Raw genomic sequence first — 23271 nt, 5'->3', positions numbered from 1 at the left:
GTCCGCCTCCGGTGCCGGTTGCCCCCGGGTTGGGGGTTTCCTGTGGATGAGTTGTTGACAACGAACAGGTGTTCGGGTTGACTGTGACGAACGGCTGTTCGCCGGACACATGTTCGCCAAACATTCGTTCGGCGTCAAGTACCTCTTCGAAATACCTCATCCCACGACACCGACGGGCCGCTTCCCCCGGCGAGTGTCACACCCCAGGAGCACACTCCAGACATGACCGCAGCACTGATCTCCCAGCCCTCCATGATCGCCACCGGCCCGGCCGATGCACATGCCGCCCGTCCGGCCCGCCCCGTGGTCAGCCCCGAGGTCTACCGACGGCGCCGACTCGTCGCCGTGGCGATCGTTCTCGGCCTGGTGTTGGGCCTGGCATCGTTCGGTCGCCAGGCCGATGCCACACCGACGGCCCGGGCGCAGGCCGCCGAGGCGGTGCTGGTCGTCGTGCAACCGGGCGACACGCTGTGGACGATCGCCGACTCACTCGTCGACGGCGCCGATCTGCGGCCTCTCGTCGCGGAGCTCACGGAGATCGCCGGTGGCGCTGCGATTCAACCGGGTCAGCTGTTGCGGATCCCGGGCGACCTCGTCGACTGACGGCGTCGGCGCCCGATCACGCCCGCACGTAGCGGGCGAAGAGGGTGCCGTCCTCTTCGAGGAGACGATCCAGATGCATCGAGACCGTGAGGTCCGGGCCATTGGCCACGATCCGTTCGGACTCGCCGCCCGCGATCGTCGGCGCCAGGCTGAGGCACATCTCGTCGATCACCTCGGCGCGATGCAGCAGCCCGTTGAAGCTCGGGCCGCCCTCGGCCAGCACGACGCGGGCCCCTCTCGTCATGAGTTCGGCGAGCACGGCGTGTGGTTCGGGAGACGCGCCGGGGAGCCGCACGAGTTCTGCGTCGAGGGCCGAGAGTGCGTCGCCGTCGGCGTCCTGGCCCGTGATCACGAGGGGTCGTTGCTGGTCGGCGGTGCGATCGGCGAACGCCGGGATCGAAGGGTCGATGCGCCCGCTGGCCGTCACGATGGCGAGACCGGGCGCCGGCGTCCGTCCCGACCGACTGCGGCGGGTGATGAGTTCGTCCGATGTCCGGGGCATGCGGTAGCGCTCCGCGACCGCGGTGCCCGAGGCGACCAGAACCCAGTCGCAGCTGGCGCGAACGGCCCGGAAGACCGCCGCATCTCCGGCGCCACCCAGGCCGCCGCTCACCCCGTCGATGGTGGTCGCTCCGTCGATGCTGGCGATCATGTTGGTCATCAGCCACGGGCGGTCGGCGTGCGGCGGTCGTTCGTCGGCGAGATAGAGGTCGAGCGGGTCGACATCGTCCATGGGATGGGGGAGCAGCTGGCGCACGGTTCTCGGACACTACCCGTGTGCAGGCCACCCCTGCGTGCGGTCATGCGCAGGTTGTCCACCGCGATGGGGATGATCTGTGGACGGTGGCGACCATTTCCACCAGGAATCCACATGCGCTCCCCTTTTGGTCCACATGGGCATCCCCGTAGGGTGCTCGCTGCCGTGCGGTACGGGTCGCCAGGATGGTGGTGGCAAACGTCTCGCACAGAGTCGAATCGCTCCTTGGGGGCCCTGCGCCGGGGGGTGTGGGGAGAACGGCGCCAACGGTGTCGCCCTCTTACCCGGGTCGATCCGTCCGCACGGCAGTCTCGACTTCTGGCCACGCGGTGCTCGGCGCTGGCGGCCCCCGAAAGGACCCCGTCCCATGGCGCTCGCATCTGACCAGGCCGTTCTCGGTATCGCCCGGCGCTTCACCACGGCCGGGATCGATCCCTTCGATGCCGTCGAATGGGAGGTCCGCGACGCACGGCTGACCGACTACCGCGACGGTTCGGTCGCCTTCGAACAACTCGGTGTCGAGGTGCCGGCGAGTTGGAGCCAGAACGCGACCAACATTCTCGCCCAGAAGTACTTCCGGGGGACCCTCGGAGCCCCGGAGCGCGAGCGCTCGCTGCGCGACGTCGTGGGTCGGATCGTCGCAACGATCACCGACTGGGGCGAGCGCGACGGCTATTTCGCCGACCATGCCGAGGCCGAGAACTTCCGGGCCGAACTCACCCATCTCCTGATCACCCAGAAAGCTGCGTTCAACTCGCCCGTGTGGTTCAACATCGGGGTCGACGGAGTACCGCAACAAGCGTCGGCCTGCTTCATCCTCTCGGTCGACGACACCATGGACTCCATCCTCAATTGGTATGCCGAGGAGGGCCGCATCTTCAAGGGCGGCAGCGGGGCGGGCGTCAACCTGTCGAGGATCCGCTCCTCGAAAGAGGGCCTCCAGGGCGGCGGGACCGCCAGCGGGCCGGTGAGCTTCATGCGTGGCGCCGATGCGTCGGCCGGCACCATCAAGTCGGGCGGCAAGACCCGGCGGGCGGCGAAGATGGTCATCCTCGACGCCGATCACCCCGACATCGAGGAGTTCATCTGGTGCAAGGCGAAGGAGGAGCGCAAGGCCCGCGCCCTCGAGGCCGCCGGTTTCGACATGTCGCTCGACGGGGCCGACATCCACTCCGTCCAGTACCAGAACGCCAACAACTCGGTGCGGGTCACCGACGACTTCATGCAGGCCGTGGTCGACGATCTCGATTGGTCCCTGACCGCCCGAGGCGACGGCGCCGTGGTCGAGACCGTGCGGGCCCGCGACCTCTTCCACCAGATCGCCGACGCGGCATGGCAGTGCGCCGACCCCGGCATCCAGTTCGACACCACCATCAACCGCTGGCACACGGCCGCCGCGACCGGCCCGATCAACGCGAGCAATCCGTGCAGCGAATACATGCACCTCGACGACAGCGCGTGCAATCTCGCCTCGCTCAACCTGATGCGCTTCCTGACCGAAGGCGAGGACGCCGACGGTTTCGACGTCGACGGTTTCGCCCACGCCGTGCAGGTGCTGTTCACGGCTCAGGAGATCCTCGTCGGCAACGCCGACTACCCGACCCCGCAGATCGGTGAGACGAGTCGACGCTTCCGCCAGCTCGGCATCGGCTACGCCAACCTCGGCGCGCTGCTGATGACCCTCGGACTGCCCTACGACTCCGACGAGGGCCGTGTCGTGGCCGCTTCGATCACCGCGCTCATGACCGGTGGGGCGTATGCCACATCGGTGAAGCTCGCGGCGCGGATGGGGCCCTTCGAGGGGTATCACGAGAACCGCGAACACATGCTGACAGTCCTCGACCAGCACCGCGAGGCAGCGGCCGCCATCGACGAGCACACTGCTCCCACGCGCATCCTCGCAGCCGCCCGCCTCGCTTGGGACGAGACATGTGACGGGGCCCGTCGTGTCGGCGTGCGCAACTCCCAGGCCAGCGTGCTCGCGCCGACGGGGACCATCGGGTTGCTGATGGACTGCGACACCACCGGGGTCGAGCCCGATCTGGGGCTCGTGAAGTTCAAGCGCCTCGTGGGCGGCGGCACCATGAGTTTCGTCAACCAGTCGGTGCCGCGGGCCCTGCGCAACCTCGGCTACGACGACGCCGGGGTCGAGGCGATCGTCGCCCACATCGATCAGCACCACAGTGCGCTCGGTGCACCGGGGCTGGATCCGGCCCATCTCCCGGTCTTCGCCTGCTCGCTCGGTGCCGACCCGATCCATCACCTCGGGCACGTCAAGATGATGGGGGCAGTGCAGCCGTTCATCTCCGGGGCCATCTCCAAGACCGTGAACCTGCCCGAGGCGGCGACCATCGAGGAGATCGAGCTCCTGCTCATCGAGTCGTGGCGACTCGGTCTCAAGGCCGTGGCCCTCTATCGCGACAATTGCAAGGTCGCCCAGCCGATGTCGGCCGGTAACGGCGATGGTGAGGCCGCGCCCGGCCGTGGCCCGGCCGCCCAGATGGTCGAGCGCGTGGTCGAAAAGATCGTGCACGAGCCGATTCGCGAGAAGCTGCCGCGGTCGCGGGCGTCACGCACCTTCGAGTTCCGTGTCGCCGACTGCAAGGGGTTCGTGACCGTCGGTGAATACGCCGACGGTCGTCCGGGCGAGATCTTCATGCGGGTCTCGAAGCAGGGCTCGACCCTGGCCGGGATCATGGATGCCTTCGCCATTTCGCTGAGCCACGGCCTCCAGTACGGCGTGCCGTTGTCCGCCTTCGTCGAGGCGTATGTCGGCATGCGCTTCGAGCCCGCGGGCATGACCGATGATCCCGACATCCGGATCGCCAACAGCTTGATGGACTATCTGTTCCGCAAACTGGCGGTCATGTACCTGGGTCACGACGAGCGAGTCGGGCTCGGCATCCTCACGACGGGTGAGCGCACTCAGCCGACCTTGCCGGGCGTCGAGGAGCAGGTCACCCGGAGCGAGCAGGGTCTCGACATCCCGCGCGATCCGGCCCCCCGGCCCGCGGCGGCCGCCGACGCGCCGTTCTGCATGACATGTGGTGTGCCGATGCAGCGTGCCGGTGCCTGCTACGTCTGCGGCGACTGCGGCACCACCAGCGGCTGCAGCTGACCATCAGCGGGCGCCGAGCGCCGCAGCGATCTTCTGGCAGGTCGGTAGATTCCGTGCCGTCGCGATCGTGCCCAGCCGTCGGTCGACCAGGTCGTTGGTGAGCTTGCTGCGGGCCGATCCCTGCGGATAGCGGACGTGCACTTCGCGGCCGATGACCGCGAACTCGTCGGGGGAGTGGTCGCCGAGCAGTTCGGCGGCATCGGCCGGTGCCGGGTCGGCCAGGAACATCACGTGGTGGAGCTTGGGCTCGATCTCGCCGAGCGGGAACGGATGCGCGGCGAGGATCTCGCCGATGTCGGCTGCGCTGCGCAACAGCACCGGCACATCGACGCCGAATCGCTCTGCGACTGCCGAGCGGATCGCCGCCGCGATCGCCGGCTGCTCGCCCGGCGAATCGAAGCAGACGTTGCCGCTCTGGATGATCGAGGCCACGTGGTCGTGGCCGAGGGATTCGAACGTCGCGCGGAGTTCCGCCATCGGGATCTTGTTGTGTCCACCGACATTGATGCCCCGAAAGAGCGCGACCAGACGAGTCATGGTGGCGACCGTAGCGATGGTGTGGGCAATACTTCGACCATGAGTGACGACCCGCGCCAGCCCAAGCCCGCTTCCGCCCACACGGCGGCCGTCAACGAGGCCCATGCCGCGGCCCTGCGCCTCGACGACGCGGGTGATCTCGAGCGGGCCACCCGCGGTCTCATCGCCCAGCACGAAACCGGGGTGATCGACGGGCCGATCGGACCAGCGTGGAACACCAACGACTGGGACTTCCTCCGTGACCAGGAGGAGGCGCCGGCCACCGTCCACCCGAGCCTGTGGCGACATGGCCGGCTCAACGCCATCCACGGCCTCTTCGAAGTGGCGGACGGGGTCTGGCAGGCGCGCGGCTACGACATCTCCAACATCACCTTCATCAAGGGCGACGACGGCTGGGTGATCATCGATCCGCTCACGACGTCGTTCACGGCCCGGGCGTGTCTCGATCTCGCCAACGCCACCCTCGGTGAGCGTCCCGTGACCGCGGTCATCTACACCCACAGCCATACCGACCACTACGGCGGCATCCTCGGGGTGACCGACCACGAGGCGGTGGCCAACGGCGACGTTCGCATCCTCGCGCCGGAAGGATTCATGCGCGAGGCGGTCTCGGAGAACATCATCGCCGGCGCCGCCATGGGACGGCGGGCCTTCTACCAGTTCGGCATCCTGCTCCCGATGAGCCCGACCGGCCACATCGATTGCGGACTCGGCAAGGGGATCCCGCGTGCAGCGTCGGACCTGCTGGCGCCGACCGAGGAGATCTCGCTGACCGGCACCGAGCTGGTGATCGACGGTGTGCGGGTCGTCTTCCAGAACACACCCGGCACCGAAGCGCCCGCAGAGATGAACTTCATGTTCCCCGATCACGGCGCGCTCTGCATTGCCGAGAACTGCACCCACACGATGCACAACGCCCTCCCGTTCCGTGGCGCGCAGGCCCGCGACACGCTCGGATGGAGCAAGTACATCCAGGAGGCCATCGATCTGTTCGGCGACGGCATGGACGTGATGTTCTCGACCCACAACTGGCCCCGCTTCGGCAACGACGATGCCCGCCGCTACCTCGAGCAACAGCGCGACATGTATCGCTGGCTCCACGACCAGACGATGCGGCGAGCGAATCACGGCATGACGCCCCGCGAGATCGCCGAGGACCTCACCCTGCCGGCGTGCTTCGCGTCCCAGGGGCACACGCGGGGCTACTACGGCACGGTCAGCCACAACTCGAAGGCCGTCTACCAGCGCTATCTCGGCTGGTACGACGGGAACCCGGCCAACCTCCATCCGCACACCCCCGAGAACAGCGGCGCCCGCTACGTCGAGTCGATGGGCGGAGCCGAGCGGGTCCTCGAGCTGGCCCGGGCGGCGTTCGACGAGGGCGACTACCGCTGGGTGTGTGAGCTGCTCAACCATCTGGTGTTCGCCGACCCGACCAACGAGGCGGCCCGGCTGCTGCAGGCCGACAGCTTCGAGCAGCTCGCCTACCAGGCCGAGTCGGGGCCGTGGCGCGATTCGTACCTGATGGGGGCGATGGAACTCCGGACGGGGAGCAAGGGCCTCGGTGTCGCACTCCGATCCCTCACCGACGAGCTCGATGTGACGATGCTGCTCGACGTGGCCGGTGTCCGGTTGAAGGCCGAAGAGCTCGAGGGCGAACGCTTCGAGATGAACTGGCACTTCACCGATGTCGACGAGGACCACGTGGTGGGCATCGACAATTGTGCGATCCACCACCGGCCCGGCGTGCGAGCCCAGCAGGCCGACGCCAACGTCCGCACGACCAAGGCGCTGCTGGCCGAGGTGTTGCGCGGCGGACTCGACGTCGACGGTTTCCTGGCGACCGAAGGTGTGACGGTGGACGACGATGCCCCGGTGCGCAGCTTCCTCGGCGCGCTCGACTCGTTCAGCGGGATCTTCGGGATCGTCGAGCCGTAGTCAGCGCCCGGCGGGCGCGGCGAGCGCCTTGATGTGTTCGTCGGTGCCGAGCACGATCAGGATGTCGCCCATCTCGATCCGCAGGTCCATGGGTGGATTGGTGATGAACCGGCCGTGGCGGCGGACCGCGATCAGTGTGGTGGCCGCCTTCTCGGGGGCGAAGAGTTCGGCGACGGTCTTGCCGATGTAGCCCCGTTTCTCGGTCGCCTCGATCTCGGCCATCCGGACCTCGAGTTCGAGGTCGTGCATCACCACGTCGAGGAAGTCGGTGACGTCGGGCTGCAGGACCATCGCGGCCATCCGTGATCCGCCGATCTCGTGGGGGTTGACCACTCGGTCCACCCCGACCCGACCGAGCTTCTCGACCACGCCGGCACTGTTGGCCCGGGCGATGATGAACAGGTCGGCGTTCTCCGAGCGGGCGGTGAGCGACACGAACAGCGTGTCGGCGTCGCTGTCGAGCGCCACGACCAGGGTGCCGGCCCGGGTGAGTCCGGCCCGATCGAGCACCTCGTCGTCGGTGGCCTCACCGATCACTGCGTTGACGCCCTCGGGGAACTCGTCGAGGTCGAGCTCGGCATGGTCGACGATCACCACCTGCTTTCCCGCACGGTGCATCTCGGACACGATCGCCCGGCCGACCTGGCCGTAGCCACAGACGATGACGTGGCCCTCGAGTTCATCGATTCTGCGTTGCATGCGTTGCCTCCGGAATTGGTCGTCGAGCTGTCCCTCGAAGAGCGTCTCGAGCAGTACACCGAGTGTGTAGAGCACCGTGCCGGTGCCGAACAGGATGAGGAAGATCGTGAAGACCTCGTACTGATGATTGACCTCTCCGATCTCGCGATAGCCGACCGTCGAGACGGTGATGACGGTCTGGTAGACGGCATCGATGGGATCGAGGCCCAGCAGCCAGTAGCCGCCGGTACCCACCACGAGCACCAGGCCGAGGAAGGCGACACCGACGCGGAATCGGAGCCACGGGTCGCGGCGAGCGGTGCGGATGCGCTGCCTTCCGATTGTGGGCATGGCCGCAGCTTAGGAGCGGCAGCCCATCACCATGAGCCTCCTCCTCCGCCACCCCCACCGCCGCCGGCGCCGCCGCCACCACCGCCGCCCGAGGATGATGGTGCGGTCGATGCGGTGGAAATGGCAGAGGCGATCATCGGGGCGGCGAGTGCGAAGTTGGTGTGGTGGTATCCGGCGAGGGTCGATCCGGGTTGTGCGGCTGCGGCCTCCACCGCCTTCTCCCAGCGGTCGACCTCGCCGAGCGCGACGGCCCAGGCCGTGTACTGGCGCAGGAGCCCCATCTCGGCGGCCCGTTCGACATGCTGCGCCTCCGAGTCGTGGAGGAAACGACGGAACGACTCGATGCGGATCCAGGCGCCGGAGCCGGCCGCAGTGCGGACCCGGAGCTCCCACGCCCGCACGATGCCGGCGATGCCGAACCCGGCGACGACGCCACCGACCGCGATGAGGGGATACCAGCCCGCACCGGTGCGATTCGACATCGCTGCGCCGAGGCCGAGCAGTGCGGTACCGACGATCGTCGCGAGCAGGCCGAACCCGATGGCCCGGCCTCGGCGCCGCCGGCCCTCGTCGTCCCACAGGCCGCTGGAGCGACGCCAGCTCTCGAGCTCGCTGCTCAGCTCGTTCCAACCGGAGGTGAACGTCGGGTTGTACTTCGCCAGATCGATCACTGTGGATCCGCCGAACATCTTGTCGAGCACCTTGCCCACCGTCGGGTTCGGTGGGGTCGAGCCGCGACGGATGGTCGGGTGCGACTTCTCCGGATCGAGCTCGATCTCTTCTCGGATGGCGGCTTCGAGGAGCCACGCCATCTTGTGGTCGTCGTGGACGCGTTCGAGATGGACGACGCCCCCGACGGCCGCGCTCATGTCGCGCGGCGGTTCGAACTCGATGGTCGTCATCTCGCGGAGTTCGCTGTGGTCGACCCGTCGCTGGGGCGCGGCCTCGTCGTCGGGTCCGAACGCGGCGTCGACCGTGCCGCCCTCCCACATCCATTCCCGGCCGGCGCGGCGGATCAGTGGTGACAGCGCGGCGGCGCCGAGCAGCGCGGCGAGCGCGGCGATCACGGGAGGCGCCTTCCAGCCCGAGCCGGGATCGGGTGCCGTGCCGGTCGGGGCGACGACGGTGACGGGAGCGACGGGTTCGCCGAGCGTTGCGTAGACGGTCAGGAACTCACCCGGGTCGACCTTGTCGTGGCGGACCACGACATGGCCGGGCGCGATGATCTCGGCGGTGCAGCCGCCGGTGTCGCCGGTGGCGCCGGTGTCGCAGGCGACGTCGCCGAGGTCGCGCTCGGCGGTCAGGTGGATCTCGATGTCGCCGATCGGCACGGTCCATCCGTCGCCCACTGCGTTCCAGCCGACGCGATCGCCCTGGACCAGACCGGTGTGGGGGTAGGTGATCGTGTAGCGGTGGCGGTTGCTGATGGTCGAGTCGGGGTCGCCGACCCGGAGCTCGGTGCCGAACCACCACGGCAACACCTGGAACTGGTCGGGCGCGCTCGGCGACTCCACCGTGTACGTGGCCGTCGTCGGGACATCCGGAAGCTGCCGCAGGATGCCGTGTCGCTGGTTGGAGCCGAAGTCGTAGTCGATCACTTCGACGACCTGTGCGTCGCCGGACGCGTCGATCCGAGCGTGTGCCCAGTACGCGCCGATGCGTTCGGTGTCGCCGATGAACGCGGCCGCGATGGCGACCCCGCCGAGGCAGCACGCGCCGAGGACCAGCCAGAACCGATCGAGCCGCCGCCGTTGTTCAGGTCGCATGCGGGCAGTCTGTCACTCCGCCTCGGCGAGCTCCTTCTTCCGCTTCAGGTATCCCTTGACCATGTCGCCGAAGTGGACCGGGTTGTAGACGTCCTCTTCGTACTTCCACTTGCCGTTGCCGGCGTAGTGCAGGATCGTGATGTTGGCTTCCTGGTGGATCGACCCGTCGCCCGGATCGGCGAAGCGGTTCCACACTCGGCAGATCACCCATCCCTTGTCCTCGTCGATGGTGTACCAGTCGATCGGGAAGTAGATCATCTCGGTGTTGGGCCATGTGTCCATGGTCGACTGGATCCACGTGTAGATGGCCTCTCGGCCGCCGATCGTGCCGTAGTGATGCTCGATGTAGGTGGCGTCCTCGGTGAACTGGTCGGCCCACTCCCGCCAGTCGTGGCTGGTCGCCGCCTTCAATGCCCGTGCCTGGTACTTCTCGAACTCGTCTTCGAGTTCTTCTCGTGTCCAACGTCCCATGTCATCCTCCTGGTCCCGTCCGCAGAGTCTGGCTCAGGTGGCGCCGCGACTGCAGATCGCCGGCTGCGGGTCGCGGCGATGAGTACGCTTTCGTCGTGGCGAACCCAGAGATCGATGCGTATGTCGCTCGCTCCGACATGTGGCCCGACGAGATCGGGGCGCTGCGGCCGATCCTGCGGGAGTGCGGCCTGACCGAGGAGTTGAAGTGGGGAAAGCCCTGCTACTCCCTCGGCGGCAAGAACATCGTCATTCTCCAGGAGATGAAGCAGTTCCTGGCTCTGATGTTCTTCAAGGGGGCGCTGCTGCGCGACGCCGAAGGGGTGCTGGAGGCGCAGGGTCCGAACTCGCGATCGGCGCGCCGCATGTGTTTCACGTCGGTCGACGAGGTCGTCGGATCGGCTCGAACCGTTGCGGCCTATGTCGAGGAGGCCATCGCCGTCGAGGAGGCGGGCCTCGAGCCGATGCCGGCGCCCGAACTCGTCCCGGTCGAGGAACTCCAGGTTCGCTTCGACGACGACCCGATCCTGAAGGAGGCGTTCGAAGCGCTCACGCCCGGTCGTCAGCGGGAGTACCACCTGCACTTCTCGAGCGCGAAACAGGCGGCGACGAGGGCGGCGCGAGTCGAGAAGTGCGTGCCGAAGATCCTCGACGGCAAGGGCTTCCGCGACCGCTAGCGCCGGTAGTCCGCGACCGAGACGAGCGGCGGTCGTTCGTCGATCAACGCCTCGACCGGGTCGAGGTCGGGGCGGCGGAGCACATGGCTCCACTCGGCTCGCCACTCGACGCCGGCGCGGCGCAGGGCCACGTGGAGGATCTCCATCGCCTGGACCGACAGCTCGTCGAGCGGCCGGTTGCGGTGGACCCGGACGCCGAGATCGACCTGGGCCAGCCGGTCGAGCCCGACGAGGGCCGCGATGTCGATGAGGAGTCCGGTCTCGACGCCGTAGCCGGTGCTGAAGGGGACCTGTTCGAGAATGTCGCGCCGGGCTGCGTATTCGCCACCGAGCGGCTGGCGAACCGAGGTGAGGTGTGGGAAGAGGGTCGCGAGCAGCGGCCGGGCCATCAGCTCGGTGGTGCGCCCGCCGCCGGTGCCGCCGATCTCGGGCCGTTCGTAGTAGCCCTTGACCATGGCGATCGACGGGTCGGTCAGCAGGGGCCCGACCAGGCCCGTCACACACGCCGGCGTGAACGACGTGAGGTCGGCGTCGATCCACACGATCAGGTCGCCGCGGCTGGCGGCGACGCTCTTCCACAACACATTGCCCTTGCCCCGACCGGGTCCGCAGCCCGGGAGGATGTCGGCCACCTGGACGACCGTCGCCCCGGCCGCCGTCGCGATCGCTGCGGTGGCATCGTCGCTGCGGTCGTCGATGACCAGGACTTCGTCGACGAACGGTCGGTCATCGGACGCGAGATGCTCGTGGATGGCACCGACGATGGTGCCGACCGTCGCCTCCTCGTTTCGCGCCGGGATGCACACCGAGACGGTGTGATCGCCCTTCGCCTCCTGCAGCATCGAGAGGGGGAAGTCGCGGGCGGAGTGGCAACGGACCTCGGTCATGTGGGCACCAGCGTAGGACGCGGTCAACCGATCCCCATGAGCCGCAGGATCGTCGGCGGCGGGCCGGGATCACCGGCCGCGAGCATGGCGGCCCGTTCGAGGTTGGCGGGGTGGAAGCGCTGGTTGCTCCAGTTCGTCCATTCGCCATCGGGCATGGCGCCGCCTTCGCCGGTGCGAGCGACCTCGCGCAGGTAGCTCTGCAGTGCCCGCACCTCCCGTTCTCCGCCGACCCCGCCGTGGCCGGGCACGATGACCGCGCCCCAGCCGAGGACCACGTCGAGCTGTTCGGCCCATTCCGAGGGATCCCCCGCCCAGCACGGGGGTATCACCCCGAACGTCGCCATCGCGCCGGCGATGACCACGTTGGCATCGGGCACCTGGACGACCAGATTCTCGCCCGTCTGCCCGCGGGTCGGCGCGACCACGACCCGGGTGGAGATCCAGGCGGCCTCGCGCACCGTGTGGGTCACCGGCCGCGTGGTGAGCCCGGCGAAGTCGGCCGAGAGATCGGGCGCGAGATGGCAGTAGGACTCGACGTTCGGGGGCTGATCGAGCAGCGCGCTGGTCTCGGGCGTGCCGTAGACGGCCGCGAGGGGATAGGCCGAGCTGCCTCCGACATGGTCGACATGGGGCGACGTGTAGACGAGATGGCGGATGGGGATGCCGAGCGTGGCCAGGGCGTCGGCGAACTCGCGGGCATGAGCGGGCACCGTGCAGGCATCGACCACGGTGATCCCGTCGTCTTCGACGATGGCTGCGCTGTTGGCCGACCCGAACCCGGTCGCCGCCCGCTGGGCGACGAGGATTCGGTCGGCGATCTCGATCAGCTCCACCCGTTCGACCGTAGCGGCAGCCGGTTCCGCCGCGATCGGTGTTCATGGCTGGTGCAGGATTGCCGATGGTCCCTACGATGACCAGGATGTCGACCCGACGCTGCGCGACGCTCGTGGTACTCGTCGCGCTGGTCGTGTCGGGTTGTGGCGCCGATCGGGCCGACCCGGTCGCACTGGCCGCTTCGACGACGACCACATCGGCGCCGGCAACGACCACCGTCGCCGCCCCGACGACCACCAGCACGACGACCACGACGACCGTGCCGGTCGACCCCTACGAGACATTCGTGGCCAACATCGTCGCCGAGGTGGAGACGCTCGCGGCGTTCGTCGAACCCGACGGGGAACCGGCCAGGTTCGAGTTCGCCATCACCAATCCCACCTTCTTCGGCAACCCACTGGCGCTGATGATCACCGACCGGTCAGACGACGGCCGCTGGCTGAAGGTGCAGATCCCCGTGCGCCCCAACGGAACGGAGGCGTGGATCCGCGCCGACGACGCCGACATCACGTCGCATCGTTTCCGGGCCCAGGTGGATCTGACCGAGCGGGCGGTGACCGTGTGGGACGGTGCCGAGGTGGTGGTCGAGACGACCGCCGTCATCGGCAAGTCGACGACGCCGACCCCGCTCGGCAGCTTCTTCGTGAACGACTTCGTCGAGAAGTGGGAGGGCAGCGCCTACGGGCCGCACATCCTCAGCCTCTCGGGGTTCTCCGAGGCGTTGGAGACGTTCGGCGGCGGTATCCCCGTGATCGCGATCCACGGCACCAATCAGCCCGAGTTGATGGGTGGTGCCCACTCCAACGGGTGCATCCGGATCCCGAACGAGGTCATCGAGGTGCTCGCCGACACGGTTCCCGTCGGTACGCCCGTCGACATCATCGCGACCTAGCCTCGATGCATGGATCGGGTCAGGGCCTCGTGGGACTGGACCTTCGCGGCCGGGAAGGAACTGGTCGGGGAGTGGTCCAAGGATCGTGTCGGCGGCCTCGCCGCCGAGATCGCCTTCTTCGCCCTGCTCGGGTTCTTCCCGGCCGTGGTCGCCCTGGCGGCCGCACTCGGCTCGGCCGACGCGATCATCGGTGAGAACACGGCCGCCAACGTCGAGACGTGGCTGGTCGACCAGATGGCCAACGTGTTCGGCGGTGACAACAGCCTCGAGAGCACGACCCGTGCACTCTTCGAAGGCGGCAACGGCGGCGCCCTGACCGTCGGTGCGGTGATCGCGGTCTACGCGGCGTCGCGCGGCTTCACGGCGGTGGTGCGGGCGCTCGACGTGGCCTACGACCACGGTGATCTCCGCGGCTGGCTGTCGACCCGGCTGATCGGGGTCGGCCTCACCCTGCTGTCCGTGCTGGCGGCGACGATCGTGCTCACGATGATCGTCGTCGGACCCCTCTTCGGTGAGGGCGACGACATCGCCTCGGGCCTCGGGTTCTCGTCGGTGGTCGGGACGCTGTGGGACTGGTTGCGCTGGCCGGTCGTCTTCGCGGTGCTCGTCGTCTGGGCGGCGACAGTCTACCACGTTGCGCCGAACCACACGTCGCCGTGGCGGTCCGAACTCCCCGGCGCGCTCGTCGCCGCGGTGTGGTGGGGCGCGGTGTCGCTCGGCTTCAGCACCTATCTGGAGATCGCCAGTTCCGGCGCGAATGCCATCTTCGGCCTCCTCGGCGGGGCCATCAGCCTGCTCTTCTGGCTCTACCTGATGGCCATGGGACTGCTGCTCGGCGCCGAGATCAACTCGATCAGAGCGGTCCGTCTCGGCCTGGATCTGGACGCGCGGCGGAGTCGGTAACCTGCGCGGGGTGTCTGACTATCGAGCCCCCACCGACGAGATCCGCCACACACTGCGACACGTTGCCGGCCTCGATGCCGTTGCCGCGCTCGCCGGATTCGAGCACAGCGATGCCGCCACGGTCGACGGTCTGCTCGACGAGGCCGCCCGCTTCTTCGAGGAGACGCTTGCGCCGCTGAACCGTGACGGCGATCTCGTCGGGTCGGTCCGCAACGACGACGGGACGATCACGACACCGCCCGGCTTCGTCGACGCGTACCGTCGCTATGTCGATGCCGGTTGGAGCACGGTCGGCTTCCCGCCCGAGTACGACGGTGGCGGGTTTCCCTGGATGGTCAACCTGGCCATCCAGGAGATGATGACCTCGGCCAACTTCTCGTTCTCCCTCTGTCCGATGCTCACCCAGGGGGCGATCGACGCCCTGCTGCACTACGGCACCGAAGACCAGAAGGAGACCTACCTTCGCAAGATGGTCGCCGGGGCGTGGACCGGCACGATGAACATGACCGAGCCCGATGCGGGCTCCGATGTGGGTGCGCTCACCACCCGTGCCGTGCCGGCCGACGACGGCTCCTGGCGCATCACCGGGCAGAAGATCTACATCTCGTGGGGCGAACACGACATGGCCGAGAACACGATCCATCTGGTGTTGGCCCGCACCCCGGGTTCGCCGCCCGGTACCAAGGGCATCAGTCTGTTCATCGTCCCCAAGTTCCTGGTGAACGACGACGGCTCGCTCGGTGCGCGAAACGATGCCGTGTGCGTGTCGATCGAACACAAGATGGGGCTCAAGGCGAGCCCGACGTGCGTGATGGCCTTCGGCGAGAACGGCGGGGCCACCGGCTGGCTGCTCGGCGAAGAGCACCAGGGCATGCGCGTGATGTTCACCATGATGAACAACGCCCGGCTGGCGGTCGGGCTCGAGGGTGTGAGCCTGTCCGAACGTGCCTACCAGCAGGCGCTGCAGTTCGCGAACGAACGCCGACAGGGACGCGCGGCAGGGGCCGACCCCGGGTCTCCCTCGCCGATCGTCGACCATCCCGACGTGCAGCGGATGCTGCTCGACATGCGGGCGACCACCTCGGCCATTCGCGGGCTGTGCTATCGCAACGCCGCCGCGATCGATTGGTCGGTGGCGGCCGGCACCGAGGCCGAGCGGCGCGAGCACGACGAGATGGCGGCGTTGCTCACTCCGCTGTCGAAGGCGTGGGGCACCGACATGGCCTGCGAGATCACCAGTATCGGCATCCAGGTCCATGGCGGCATGGGCTACATCGAGGAGACCGGCGCGGCGCAGCACTTCCGAGATGCCCGCATCACCCCGATCTACGAAGGCACCAACGGCATCCAGGCGATCGATCTCGTGGGCCGCAAGTTGCCGATGGACGGTGGAGGCGTCATCACCCGTCACCTCGCGGCGATGCGGGCGACCGCCGAACGGGCTGCGGCGATGCCGTCGCTCGCCGCCGCGGCGGGCCACCTCCACGCCGCGCTCGATGCGGTGACCACCGCCACCGAGTGGCTGCTCGAAGACGGCGCCGATCCGGCCCGCCGCCTGCCCGGCGCCACCAGCTATCTCGAGATGCTCGGGGTGACCACCGGTGGCGAGATCCTCCTCGCCGGCGCGCTGGCCGTGCTCGACCCGAGCGTCGAATCCACGCCCGAGGAGATCGAGGACCGGGCGGTCCTCGCCCGGTTCTTCGCGGCGAACCGCATGGCGCGGGTGCCGGGCATGCTCGCAGGCGTGACCGAGCTCGGTCCCGAGCTCTCCGGCGCCCGCAGCCGGCTGTTGGCGATCTGACGTCGTTCGGCGAGTTCCGGAAGACCTCGCCGGCGCCTAGGGTTTCGGACGCATGTTCCTCGCCTCGTTCCCCAGTCCGCCGAGTGAGGCGATCGAGCTCGGCCCGCTGACCCTGCGGGCCTACGGTCTCGCGATCGCGTTCGGTGTCCTCGCCGCCGTGTGGCTCGCGCAGAAGCGGTGGACTGCGGTCGGCGGCGATCCCGACGACATCTCGAGGATCGCGATGTGGGCCGTACCGGCGGGGTTGATCGGGGCCCGGCTCTACCACGTGCTCACCGATTGGCGCTTCGACGAGGGCTGGGCGAAGCCGTTCAAGATCTGGGAGGGCGGCCTCGGCATCCCCGGCGGCATGGCCGCCGGAATCATCGTCGCGGTCTGGATCATCCGGCGCGAGGGATGGGATCGTCCGAGCCTGCTCGACGCGGCGGTGCCGTCGTTGCCGTTGGCGCAGGCGATCGGGCGCATCGGCAACTGGTTCAACCAGGAGCTGTTCGGTGGTCCGACCGACCTTCCCTGGGCGGTCGAGATCTCGCCCGAGAACCGTCCGGTCGAGTATCTCGACTCGGCGACCTTCCACCCGACGTTCCTCTACGAGGCGTTGTGGAATCTGGGCCTGGTCGTGTTTCTCATCTGGCTCGGCACGACCCGTCGGTTGCGCACGGGTTCGCTGCTCGCGGTCTACGTCGTCGGCTACCTCGTGGCCCGACTGTGGCTCGAGACGGTGCGCGTCGACCCGGCGACGGAGATCGGCGGGGTGCGGGTCAACATCTGGATGAGCATCATCGGCATCACCATCGCCGGTGGCTGGTTGCTCCTGCGGGGCCGCCGGGGTTCGTCAGACGACGCCGGCGGCGGCGTCGAGCCGATCGAGGTGGCTGTTCCCGACGACGGTGCGTCGTAGCCGATTCAGCGAGTGGTGTTCGTTGAGCTGATGGGCGGGTGCCGGCGGCGGAAACATGGTGAGGTCACGGAGGTCGTAGGCGATCGCGTAGAGCCGCAGGCGATCGAACTGCCGGGGAACGTCGAAGAGCTCGGGGTAGTCCTCGCGCAACCACCACGGAATGTCGGCATAGTCCTCGGCCCGCGTCCGGTCGACGAGGTCGTCGCCGACGTGCAGGTGGGGAAGGCAGCACATGCGGAGGAACACGTCGAGGTCGACGTCGGCCGGTGAGGCGCGTGACCACTCGAAGTCGAGGATCGCCGTGATCTTCGTGCCGTCCCAGAGAATGTTCTCGAACGTGAGATCGCCGTGGACGAGGTACGTGCTGTCGAACGGCTCGATCGACGGAGTGAGGTCGTAGACCATGCGTTCGACATCGTCGATGAGGCCACGGTCGACATGGGGGAGCGAGCGGGCCTGGTCCAGGGCCACGAGCAGCGACATGACCGGGGAGAGGGTCTCTCCCCGCAGCATCTGGGGCGCGTCGATGACCGGCAGATCGGCGGGGCCGGGCGTGCAGTGCAGGCGCTTCATCTTCACGGCGAGCTGGCTGATGGCCGAGCGACGCTGGGTCGGTGTCATGGACGGCCACCACTGGGCGAGGGGCTTGCCGGGCACGCGCTTGAGCACCAGATAGTCCGCACCCATCCGGCCGCCGTAGGCGACGACCATGGGGTAGCCGATCTCGGCGGGCAGGCTCGGGCCGAGGATCGCCTCGCGGCGCAGGCGCTGGTTGGGGCGTCGGTTCACCCGCACCACGTGGGTCGGCGTCAGCCAGACCTCGTTCGTCACACTGCTCGCCGGCTCCAGCGGAACGGTCGAGTCGAGACCGGCCTGGAGGAGGGCGTGGCGGGCGCGGGCCATTGCCATGGGGTTACGGCGTTCGTTCACGTCGCTCCTCGGGCTCGCCACGAGCGGGCTGCATGCATGCGGTTCCATCGGCAGCCTCGGCGAGGAACTGAGCGACGGATGTCTCGACCGGCCAGGGCGATGGGTCGTTCGACCCAGCGAGGGTCAGCGATCGAGGGCGTCGGCCGAGAATCGGGGCCAGGCGGTGATCGCCCAGTTGCCGAAGTCGCGATCGGTCAACGCGATCGCGGTGACCCCCACGTCCGGATCGATCCACAGCATCGTGCCGGACTGGCCGAAATGGCCGAAGGTGCGGGGCGAGTTCGCCGACGAGGTCCAGTGGGGGGTCTTGTCGCCGCGGATCTCCGGACCGAGTCCCCACGGGTTCGGGTCCTGTCGTCCGTAGCCGGGCAGGACCCCGCTCAGGTCGGGGAGGTGGGGTCGCGTCGCACGCGACAGCGTCGACGCGTCGACGAGGAGCGGCGTGGTCCACGCCTCGGCGAGCAGCAGGAGATCGTCGACCGACGCGTGGGCGTCGGCGCCGGCCGAGCCGAGGAGCCGTGTCGATTGCATACCGAGGGGCAGCGCGACGGCCTCGTGGAGGTAGTCGACGAATGCGATACCCGAGCGGGCGGCGATGTGGTCGGCGAGGATCTCGTAGGCCGCAGTCGAGTAGATCCGGCGGGTGTGAGGGAGGGTCATCGGCTCGGGGCGGTCGGGAGCGATGCCCGCGCTGTGCGCCAGCAGGTCGGCGGCCGTCGCCCCCTCGGGGGTCAGGGGTTCGTCGAGTGGGAGCGTGCCCTCCTCGTGGGCGACGAGCGCAGCCATCGCCGTGATCAGCTTCGTGACCGATGCCAGCGGCATCGCGAGATCGGTCGGCCCGTGGCGGTGGATGCCGTCGCGGTCGACGACCGCGGCGGCGACCGTCGTGACCGGCCAATCGGCGAGCGATGCGAAGGGGCTCATCACGGGGAGAACCTAGACGGTCCGGTGCCCGGCCGGAGGGGGTCCGGAGGGTACGGTTGGCGCCGTGACCGACGACACTGCTGCGACGACGAACCGGGTCATGAGGGCGTTCGCGTTCATCGATCTCTCGAGCTTCACCGCCTACACCGAGGCGGAGGGCGACGATAAGGCCGTCGAGGTGCTGCGCCTGTTCCGCGTCGCCGTGCGAGACGCGGCTTCCTCGCGGGGTGTGCGCATCGCCAAGTGGTTGGGCGACGGTGCCATGCTCGTGGGCGTCGAGAGCGAGCCGCTCGTCGAAGCGGTGGTCGACATCGAGACCCGTATCAGCGAGTCCGGGTCGCCGCTGCCGCTGCGGGCCGGCATCGCCGTGGGCCCCGTCATCTTGTTCGAGGGCGACGACTACATCGGGCACGCGGTCAACATCGCGGCCAGATTGTGCGACGAGGCGGCGCCGCGCGAAGTGCTCGCCCTGGCCAACACGGTCTCGTCGCTGCTGGTCAACACGGTGGCCGAACCCGTCGGCGAGCGGATCATCCGTGGTCTCGACGAGCCCGTGCAGATCGTTCGGCTCACCGCCCTGGTCTGACGGGTGCTCGGCTCCGACCGATCGGCATGGACCGACTTCGAGCGGGCGGTCGGCGAGGTGCTCGACCGGCTCGAGCCGGGTGACCTGGTGACCTACGGCGAGGTCGCCGCGGAAGCGGGTCGTCCCGGCGCGGCCCGCGCCGTCGGCTCGGTGCTGCGCCGATCCGACGGCATCTTCCCCTGGTGGCGGGTGGTCAGCGCGAGTGGGCGCCTGTTGCCCGGTCACGAGGCCGAGCAGACGAGGCGGTTGACGGCCGAGGGCATCGAGGTCCGTGACGGTCGGATCCGAGGCTGATCAGTCGAGCGTCCGCCGCTCGTTGAGCTCGGTCACGAGGTCCCACAACGCCCAGAGAACCGCCTCGGGGTCGGCCGTGTCGTCGGGTCGGGAGGCGCGTCCGAGGAGGTCTCGGCGCTCGGCGCTCCAGCCGTTGCGTCGGGCGGCGTCGGCGATCAGCTCGTCCCACCCGGATTCCGACTCGAGCACGATGCGGAGGGCGACCGTGAGCCTCTCGCGGGCGATGGTGATCTCCTCCAGCGGTCCGGAGGTCGCCGAGTCGAGCGCGGTGAGGAGTTCTTCGGTCTGGTCCTTGCGAAGGCGGGCCACCTCCCCAGCGTGCCATCCCGGTATCCTTGGCGTCTCGATGTCAGAAACCGCCACTCCTCTCCCGGAATCGTTTGCGGATCTGGGTCTGAGCGACGAAATCGTCGATGTGCTCAACGAGCGAGGCATCACGTCGCCCTTCCCGGTCCAGGCCCTCACGATTCCCGACGCCCTCGCCGGCCGCGATGTCTGCGGCAAGGCCAAGACCGGCTCCGGCAAGACCCTCGCATTCGGTCTGCCCGTGCTCCAGCTCATGCCCAAGGCCGAGCCCAACCGGCCCACCGGGCTCGTGCTCGTTCCCACTCGCGAACTCGCCAATCAGGTGACGGAGGAACTCGATCCCGTCGCCAAGGCGGTCGGCCGTCGGGCCCTCGCCGTCTACGGCGGGGCACCGATCGAGAAGCAGATCGAGATGCTCGATGCCGGGGTCGATCTGGTGGTCGCCACACCGGGCCGCATGATCGATCTGATCGAGCGCAACGCCGTCTCGGTCGAGGCGGTCGCCCACGTGATCGTCGACGAGGCCGATCGCATGGCCGACATGGGGTTCCTGCCCCAGGTCGAGTGGATCCTCCGCAACGTCTCGACCGATCGCCAGACCCTGCTGTTCTCGGCGACGCTCGACGGCGCGGTCAACACCCTGATCCGCCGCTATCAGATCGACCCGTCGATGCACGAGGTCGCCAGCGACGAGATCACCGTCGACGAGATGACCCATCGGTTCATCGCCGTGCACAAGATGGACAAGTCCAAGGTGGCGGCGACCATCTCCCGCTCGACCGGTCGCACGATCATGTTCTGTCGCACCAAGGCGATGGCCGACCGACTGGCCGGCGATCTCCAGGACTTCGGCGTGAAGGCCGCTGCGATCCACGGTGATCTCCGTCAGTCGAGCCGCGAGAAGTCGCTGCGCGATTTCAGCGAGGGTCGGCTCGAGGCGCTGGTCGCGACCGATGTTGCTGCTCGTGGGATCCATGTCGACGATGTCGACATCGTGATCCAGTACGACCCGCCGTCCGACCACAAGACCTATCTGCATCGGGCGGGCCGCACCGCCCGTGCCGGCTCGACCGGGCTCGTCGTCACCCTGTCGCTCTGGGACGAGGAGCTCGACATCAAGCGGCTCCAGAAGCGCATCGACGTCATCCAGCCGATCACCGAGATGTTCTCCAACGATGAGCGGCTCAACGACCTGGTCGGCTGGGATCCCCTCGCCGACTGATCCGCGGATCGCGACGGCCCTCACCCTGTGGGTGGACGCCGCCGAACCCGATAATGCCGCCGGAGCGTTGGCTGCGATCGTGGCCCGCGTCGCCCAGGCGGTTCGGCTCGATGTGGCGCTCGCTGTCGACGGACGCGTCGTCGAACCGACCGGTGCGGTCTTCGCCGTCGAGGTGGACGAGGAGGTACTCACCTCCGCCGGTCCGTGGCTCCCCGGATTCGCTCGCGAAGCCCTGATCTCGGCCGGTGACCGGCGCCGTGAGGGCGTGCACCACACCACTCCCGCGATGGCGTCGACGCTGGTCGAGTTCGTGGCGGATCTGCGACCCTTCGGCGACGACGACCTGATCGTCGATCCCGCGGTCGGCGGCGGGGTCTTCCTGCTGGCGGCGGCCGTGGCGATGGACGGCGACCGCGCCGCGCGCGTGGGCCGTCTGCGGGGGTTCGACATCGATCCGCTGGCGGTCGCGACGACGGAGGCGGCGCTGCGACTCTGGGCCGATGGTGCGCCCGTGGCGCCCGGCGCGATCAGCGTGCGGGACGCGCTCGACGGTGCGTGGCCCGAGGTGGACGGGCCGGCCGCGGTCGTCATCGGCAACCCGCCGTTCCGATCACAGCTGCGCGGCGACACGGGCCGGGATGAACACCGGCGGGCGTCGCTGGCCCGGCGGTGGCCCGAGATCAGCGGCTACGTCGACGATGCGGCCGCGTTCCTTCTGGCCGGCACCGAACAGGTTTGCGACGGGGGCGTGGTCGCCCTCGTTCAACCGTCGTCGTTTCTCTCGGCCCGAGACGCCGAACCGGTCCGTGCCCGACTATGCCGCGATGCGCCGCCCGCGGGCCTGTGGATCGACGGTGGCCAGAAATTCGCCGCATCGGTCGACACCGTCGCGGTGCTGGTTCGCAAGGGTGGCGCCGGCGGCCCCATCCGGCGGATTGCCGGGGTTCCCGGTGTCGGATTGCCCGACCATCCACCGGTCGGGGAGGAGTCGTGGGCGTCGCTGCTCCTGGTCGACACGCCACACGTGGCGTCGGCCGAGATCTCATTTGCGCAGACCCTGGCCGACGTCGCCCATGTCACGGCCGGTTTCCGCGACCAGTTCTACGGCCTGCGCGGCGCGGTGTCCGACCGGGCCGACGGACGGCCGCGGCTCATCACGTCGGGTCTCATCGATCCGCTCGAGTGCCGGTGGGGTCGTACCTCGTGCCGGTTCGACAAGCAGACCTGGCAGGCGCCGACGGTGGATCCGGCGGCCGTCGACCCCGCGATCCGCACGTGGGTGGCCGACCGGTTGACCCCCAAGCTGGTGGTCGCGAGTCAGACGAGGGTGCTGGAGGTGGCGATCGACGCGGCGGGCGACGCGGTGCCGTGCACGCCGGTGATCACCGTCGAGCCGCGGCGCGGGGCACCGTCGCTCGCCCACCTGGCGGCGGCGCTGACGTCGCCGGTCGTCTCGCTGCTGTTGCTCCGCTCGGTCGCGGGGTCGGCGCTGTCGGCCGACGCCATGCGGGTGAGCGCCCGGGCCCTCGCCGACCTCCCGCTGCCGGTCGAGGGGCCGGCGTGGGATGCCGCTGCGGCCGCCGTCGACCAGCTCGACGGTCCGCCGAGCCGGGCCGAGCTCGTCGAGATCGGTCGTCGTGCGCTCGCCGCCTACGGCCTGGCCGATCGAGTCGACGTCCTGAATTGGTGGCAATCGCGACTTCGCGGCCGATAATGTCCCCCAACAACATTCAGAGCGGTTCGGGGGTAAGAGCCCGAACCCGGCAACCTGGGATCGACACCCAAGGTGCCCACCCGTTTCGGCGGGGATGTGGCGAGCGCTCCGGGGCTCGCAACAAAGTGTCTGATGGCTCCACCATCACCACTGGGCCCGAAGGAAGCATCTCGCAAGGCAACCC

The 23271-nt window shown here is 68.7% G+C and carries 22 protein-coding genes and 1 riboswitch; of the genes, 12 read left to right on the top strand and 10 right to left on the bottom strand.

Annotation, left to right across the window (positions count from 1 at the left end; genetic code table 11):
• Positions 1–222 precede the first annotated feature (222 nt).
• Positions 223–603: a LysM peptidoglycan-binding domain-containing protein gene (locus R2707_08250; GenBank protein MEZ5245070.1), complete on the top strand. Its 381-nt coding sequence runs from the start codon at positions 223–225 to the stop codon at positions 601–603.
• A 16-nt stretch (positions 604–619) separates the two neighbouring features.
• On the opposite strand, the gene R2707_08245 is transcribed toward R2707_08250, so the two are convergent.
• Positions 620–1360: a dihydrofolate reductase family protein gene (locus tag R2707_08245; GenBank protein MEZ5245069.1), complete on the bottom strand. Its 741-nt coding sequence runs from the start codon at positions 1358–1360 to the stop codon at positions 620–622.
• 367 nt (positions 1361–1727) lie between these two features.
• Here R2707_08245 and R2707_08240 point away from each other — a divergent pair, with 367 nt between their 5' ends.
• Complete coding sequence (locus R2707_08240; GenBank protein MEZ5245068.1) at positions 1728–4478, top strand: vitamin B12-dependent ribonucleotide reductase; 2751 nt, start codon at positions 1728–1730, stop codon at positions 4476–4478.
• A 3-nt stretch (positions 4479–4481) separates the two neighbouring features.
• Here R2707_08240 and R2707_08235 read toward each other — a convergent pair whose 3' ends face one another.
• Positions 4482–5015, bottom strand: coding sequence for a DUF1697 domain-containing protein (locus R2707_08235; protein ID MEZ5245067.1), 534 nt, complete (start codon positions 5013–5015; stop codon positions 4482–4484).
• A gap of 39 nt (positions 5016–5054) precedes the next feature.
• On the opposite strand from R2707_08235, the gene R2707_08230 reads away from it, so the two are divergent.
• Positions 5055–6953 carry an alkyl sulfatase dimerization domain-containing protein gene (locus R2707_08230; protein MEZ5245066.1) on the top strand — a complete coding sequence of 633 codons (1899 nt, stop codon included), beginning with the start codon at positions 5055–5057 and terminating at the stop codon, positions 6951–6953.
• Here the strand turns inward: R2707_08230 and R2707_08225 are convergent, their stop codons facing one another.
• From R2707_08225 to R2707_08215, 3 genes are read right to left on the bottom strand one after another with little or no spacing between them, the layout of a single operon-like run.
• Complete coding sequence (locus R2707_08225) at positions 6954–7982, bottom strand: potassium channel protein (GenBank protein MEZ5245065.1); 1029 nt, start codon at positions 7980–7982, stop codon at positions 6954–6956.
• 26 nt (positions 7983–8008) lie between these two features.
• Positions 8009–9748, bottom strand: a complete 1740-nt coding sequence (locus R2707_08220) for a DUF2207 domain-containing protein (protein ID MEZ5245064.1) — start codon at positions 9746–9748, stop codon at positions 8009–8011.
• 12 nt (positions 9749–9760) lie between these two features.
• Entirely contained in the window at positions 9761–10219 is a 459-nt protein-coding gene (locus tag R2707_08215) for a nuclear transport factor 2 family protein (protein MEZ5245063.1), read from the bottom strand.
• Between the two features lie 95 nt (positions 10220–10314).
• Between R2707_08215 and R2707_08210 the strand changes: the two genes are divergently transcribed.
• Complete coding sequence (locus tag R2707_08210) at positions 10315–10893, top strand: YdeI/OmpD-associated family protein (GenBank protein MEZ5245062.1); 579 nt, start codon at positions 10315–10317, stop codon at positions 10891–10893.
• Here the strand turns inward: R2707_08210 and R2707_08205 are convergent.
• Both R2707_08205 and R2707_08200 read right to left on the bottom strand, forming a co-directional pair.
• Positions 10890–11780 (bottom strand): glucosyl-3-phosphoglycerate synthase, encoded by an 891-nt coding sequence (locus R2707_08205; GenBank protein MEZ5245061.1) that lies wholly within the window; start codon positions 11778–11780, stop codon positions 10890–10892. The genes R2707_08210 and R2707_08205 overlap by 4 nt on opposite strands.
• A 23-nt stretch (positions 11781–11803) precedes the next feature.
• Positions 11804–12613 carry an MBL fold metallo-hydrolase gene (locus R2707_08200; protein ID MEZ5245060.1) on the bottom strand — a complete coding sequence of 270 codons (810 nt, stop codon included), beginning with the start codon at positions 12611–12613 and terminating at the stop codon, positions 11804–11806.
• An 86-nt stretch (positions 12614–12699) separates the two neighbouring features.
• Here R2707_08200 and R2707_08195 point away from each other — a divergent pair, with 86 nt between their 5' ends.
• Genes R2707_08195 through lgt form a run of 4 tightly spaced genes read left to right on the top strand, consistent with a single transcriptional unit; the run spans position 12700 to position 17111 of the window.
• The gene (locus R2707_08195; GenBank protein ID MEZ5245059.1) at positions 12700–13506 is read left to right on the top strand and encodes a L,D-transpeptidase; all 807 of its coding nucleotides are present in this window, start codon (positions 12700–12702) and stop codon (positions 13504–13506) included.
• Between the two features lie 9 nt (positions 13507–13515).
• Positions 13516–14409, top strand: coding sequence for a YihY/virulence factor BrkB family protein (locus R2707_08190; GenBank protein MEZ5245058.1), 894 nt, complete (start codon positions 13516–13518; stop codon positions 14407–14409).
• Positions 14410–14419: 10 nt separating this feature from the next.
• On the top strand, positions 14420–16210 hold the full coding sequence (locus R2707_08185; GenBank protein MEZ5245057.1) for an acyl-CoA dehydrogenase: 1791 nt from the start codon (positions 14420–14422) through the stop codon (positions 16208–16210).
• Positions 16211–16262: 52 nt separating this feature from the next.
• The gene (gene lgt, locus R2707_08180; protein MEZ5245056.1) at positions 16263–17111 is read left to right on the top strand and encodes a prolipoprotein diacylglyceryl transferase; all 849 of its coding nucleotides are present in this window, start codon (positions 16263–16265) and stop codon (positions 17109–17111) included.
• On the opposite strand, the gene R2707_08175 is transcribed toward lgt, so the two are convergent.
• Positions 17046–18041, bottom strand: coding sequence for a phosphotransferase (locus tag R2707_08175; GenBank protein ID MEZ5245055.1), 996 nt, complete (start codon positions 18039–18041; stop codon positions 17046–17048). The genes lgt and R2707_08175 overlap by 66 nt on opposite strands.
• 123 nt (positions 18042–18164) lie before the next feature.
• Positions 18165–18965: a serine hydrolase domain-containing protein gene (locus R2707_08170; protein MEZ5245054.1), complete on the bottom strand. Its 801-nt coding sequence runs from the start codon at positions 18963–18965 to the stop codon at positions 18165–18167.
• Positions 18966–19029: 64 nt separating this feature from the next.
• On the opposite strand from R2707_08170, the gene R2707_08165 reads away from it, so the two are divergent.
• Positions 19030–19551, top strand: coding sequence for an adenylate/guanylate cyclase domain-containing protein (locus R2707_08165; protein MEZ5245053.1), 522 nt, complete (start codon positions 19030–19032; stop codon positions 19549–19551).
• Between the two features lie 3 nt (positions 19552–19554).
• The gene (locus R2707_08160) at positions 19555–19845 is read left to right on the top strand and encodes an MGMT family protein (protein MEZ5245052.1); all 291 of its coding nucleotides are present in this window, start codon (positions 19555–19557) and stop codon (positions 19843–19845) included.
• Here the strand turns inward: R2707_08160 and R2707_08155 are convergent, their stop codons facing one another.
• A complete protein-coding gene (locus R2707_08155; GenBank protein MEZ5245051.1) occupies positions 19846–20154 on the bottom strand; it encodes a hypothetical protein in 309 nt (102 codons plus the stop codon).
• 37 nt (positions 20155–20191) lie between these two features.
• On the opposite strand from R2707_08155, the gene R2707_08150 reads away from it, so the two are divergent.
• Complete coding sequence (locus R2707_08150) at positions 20192–21373, top strand: DEAD/DEAH box helicase (protein ID MEZ5245050.1); 1182 nt, start codon at positions 20192–20194, stop codon at positions 21371–21373.
• Positions 21327–23087, top strand: coding sequence for an N-6 DNA methylase (locus tag R2707_08145; GenBank protein MEZ5245049.1), 1761 nt, complete (start codon positions 21327–21329; stop codon positions 23085–23087). Before R2707_08150 ends, R2707_08145 begins: the two co-directional genes overlap by 47 nt.
• A gap of 7 nt (positions 23088–23094) precedes the next feature.
• Positions 23095–23222, top strand: a riboswitch (SAM-I-IV-variant riboswitch).
• Positions 23223–23271: the final 49 nt, after the last annotated feature.

It is taken from the genome of Acidimicrobiales bacterium (genome assembly GCA_041394245.1).
Taxonomy (GTDB): Bacteria; Actinomycetota; Acidimicrobiia; order Acidimicrobiales; family Aldehydirespiratoraceae; genus JAJRXC01.
The sequence above is the reverse complement of the archived record's forward strand: the minus strand, read 5'-3'. Positions and strand labels throughout refer to the sequence as shown.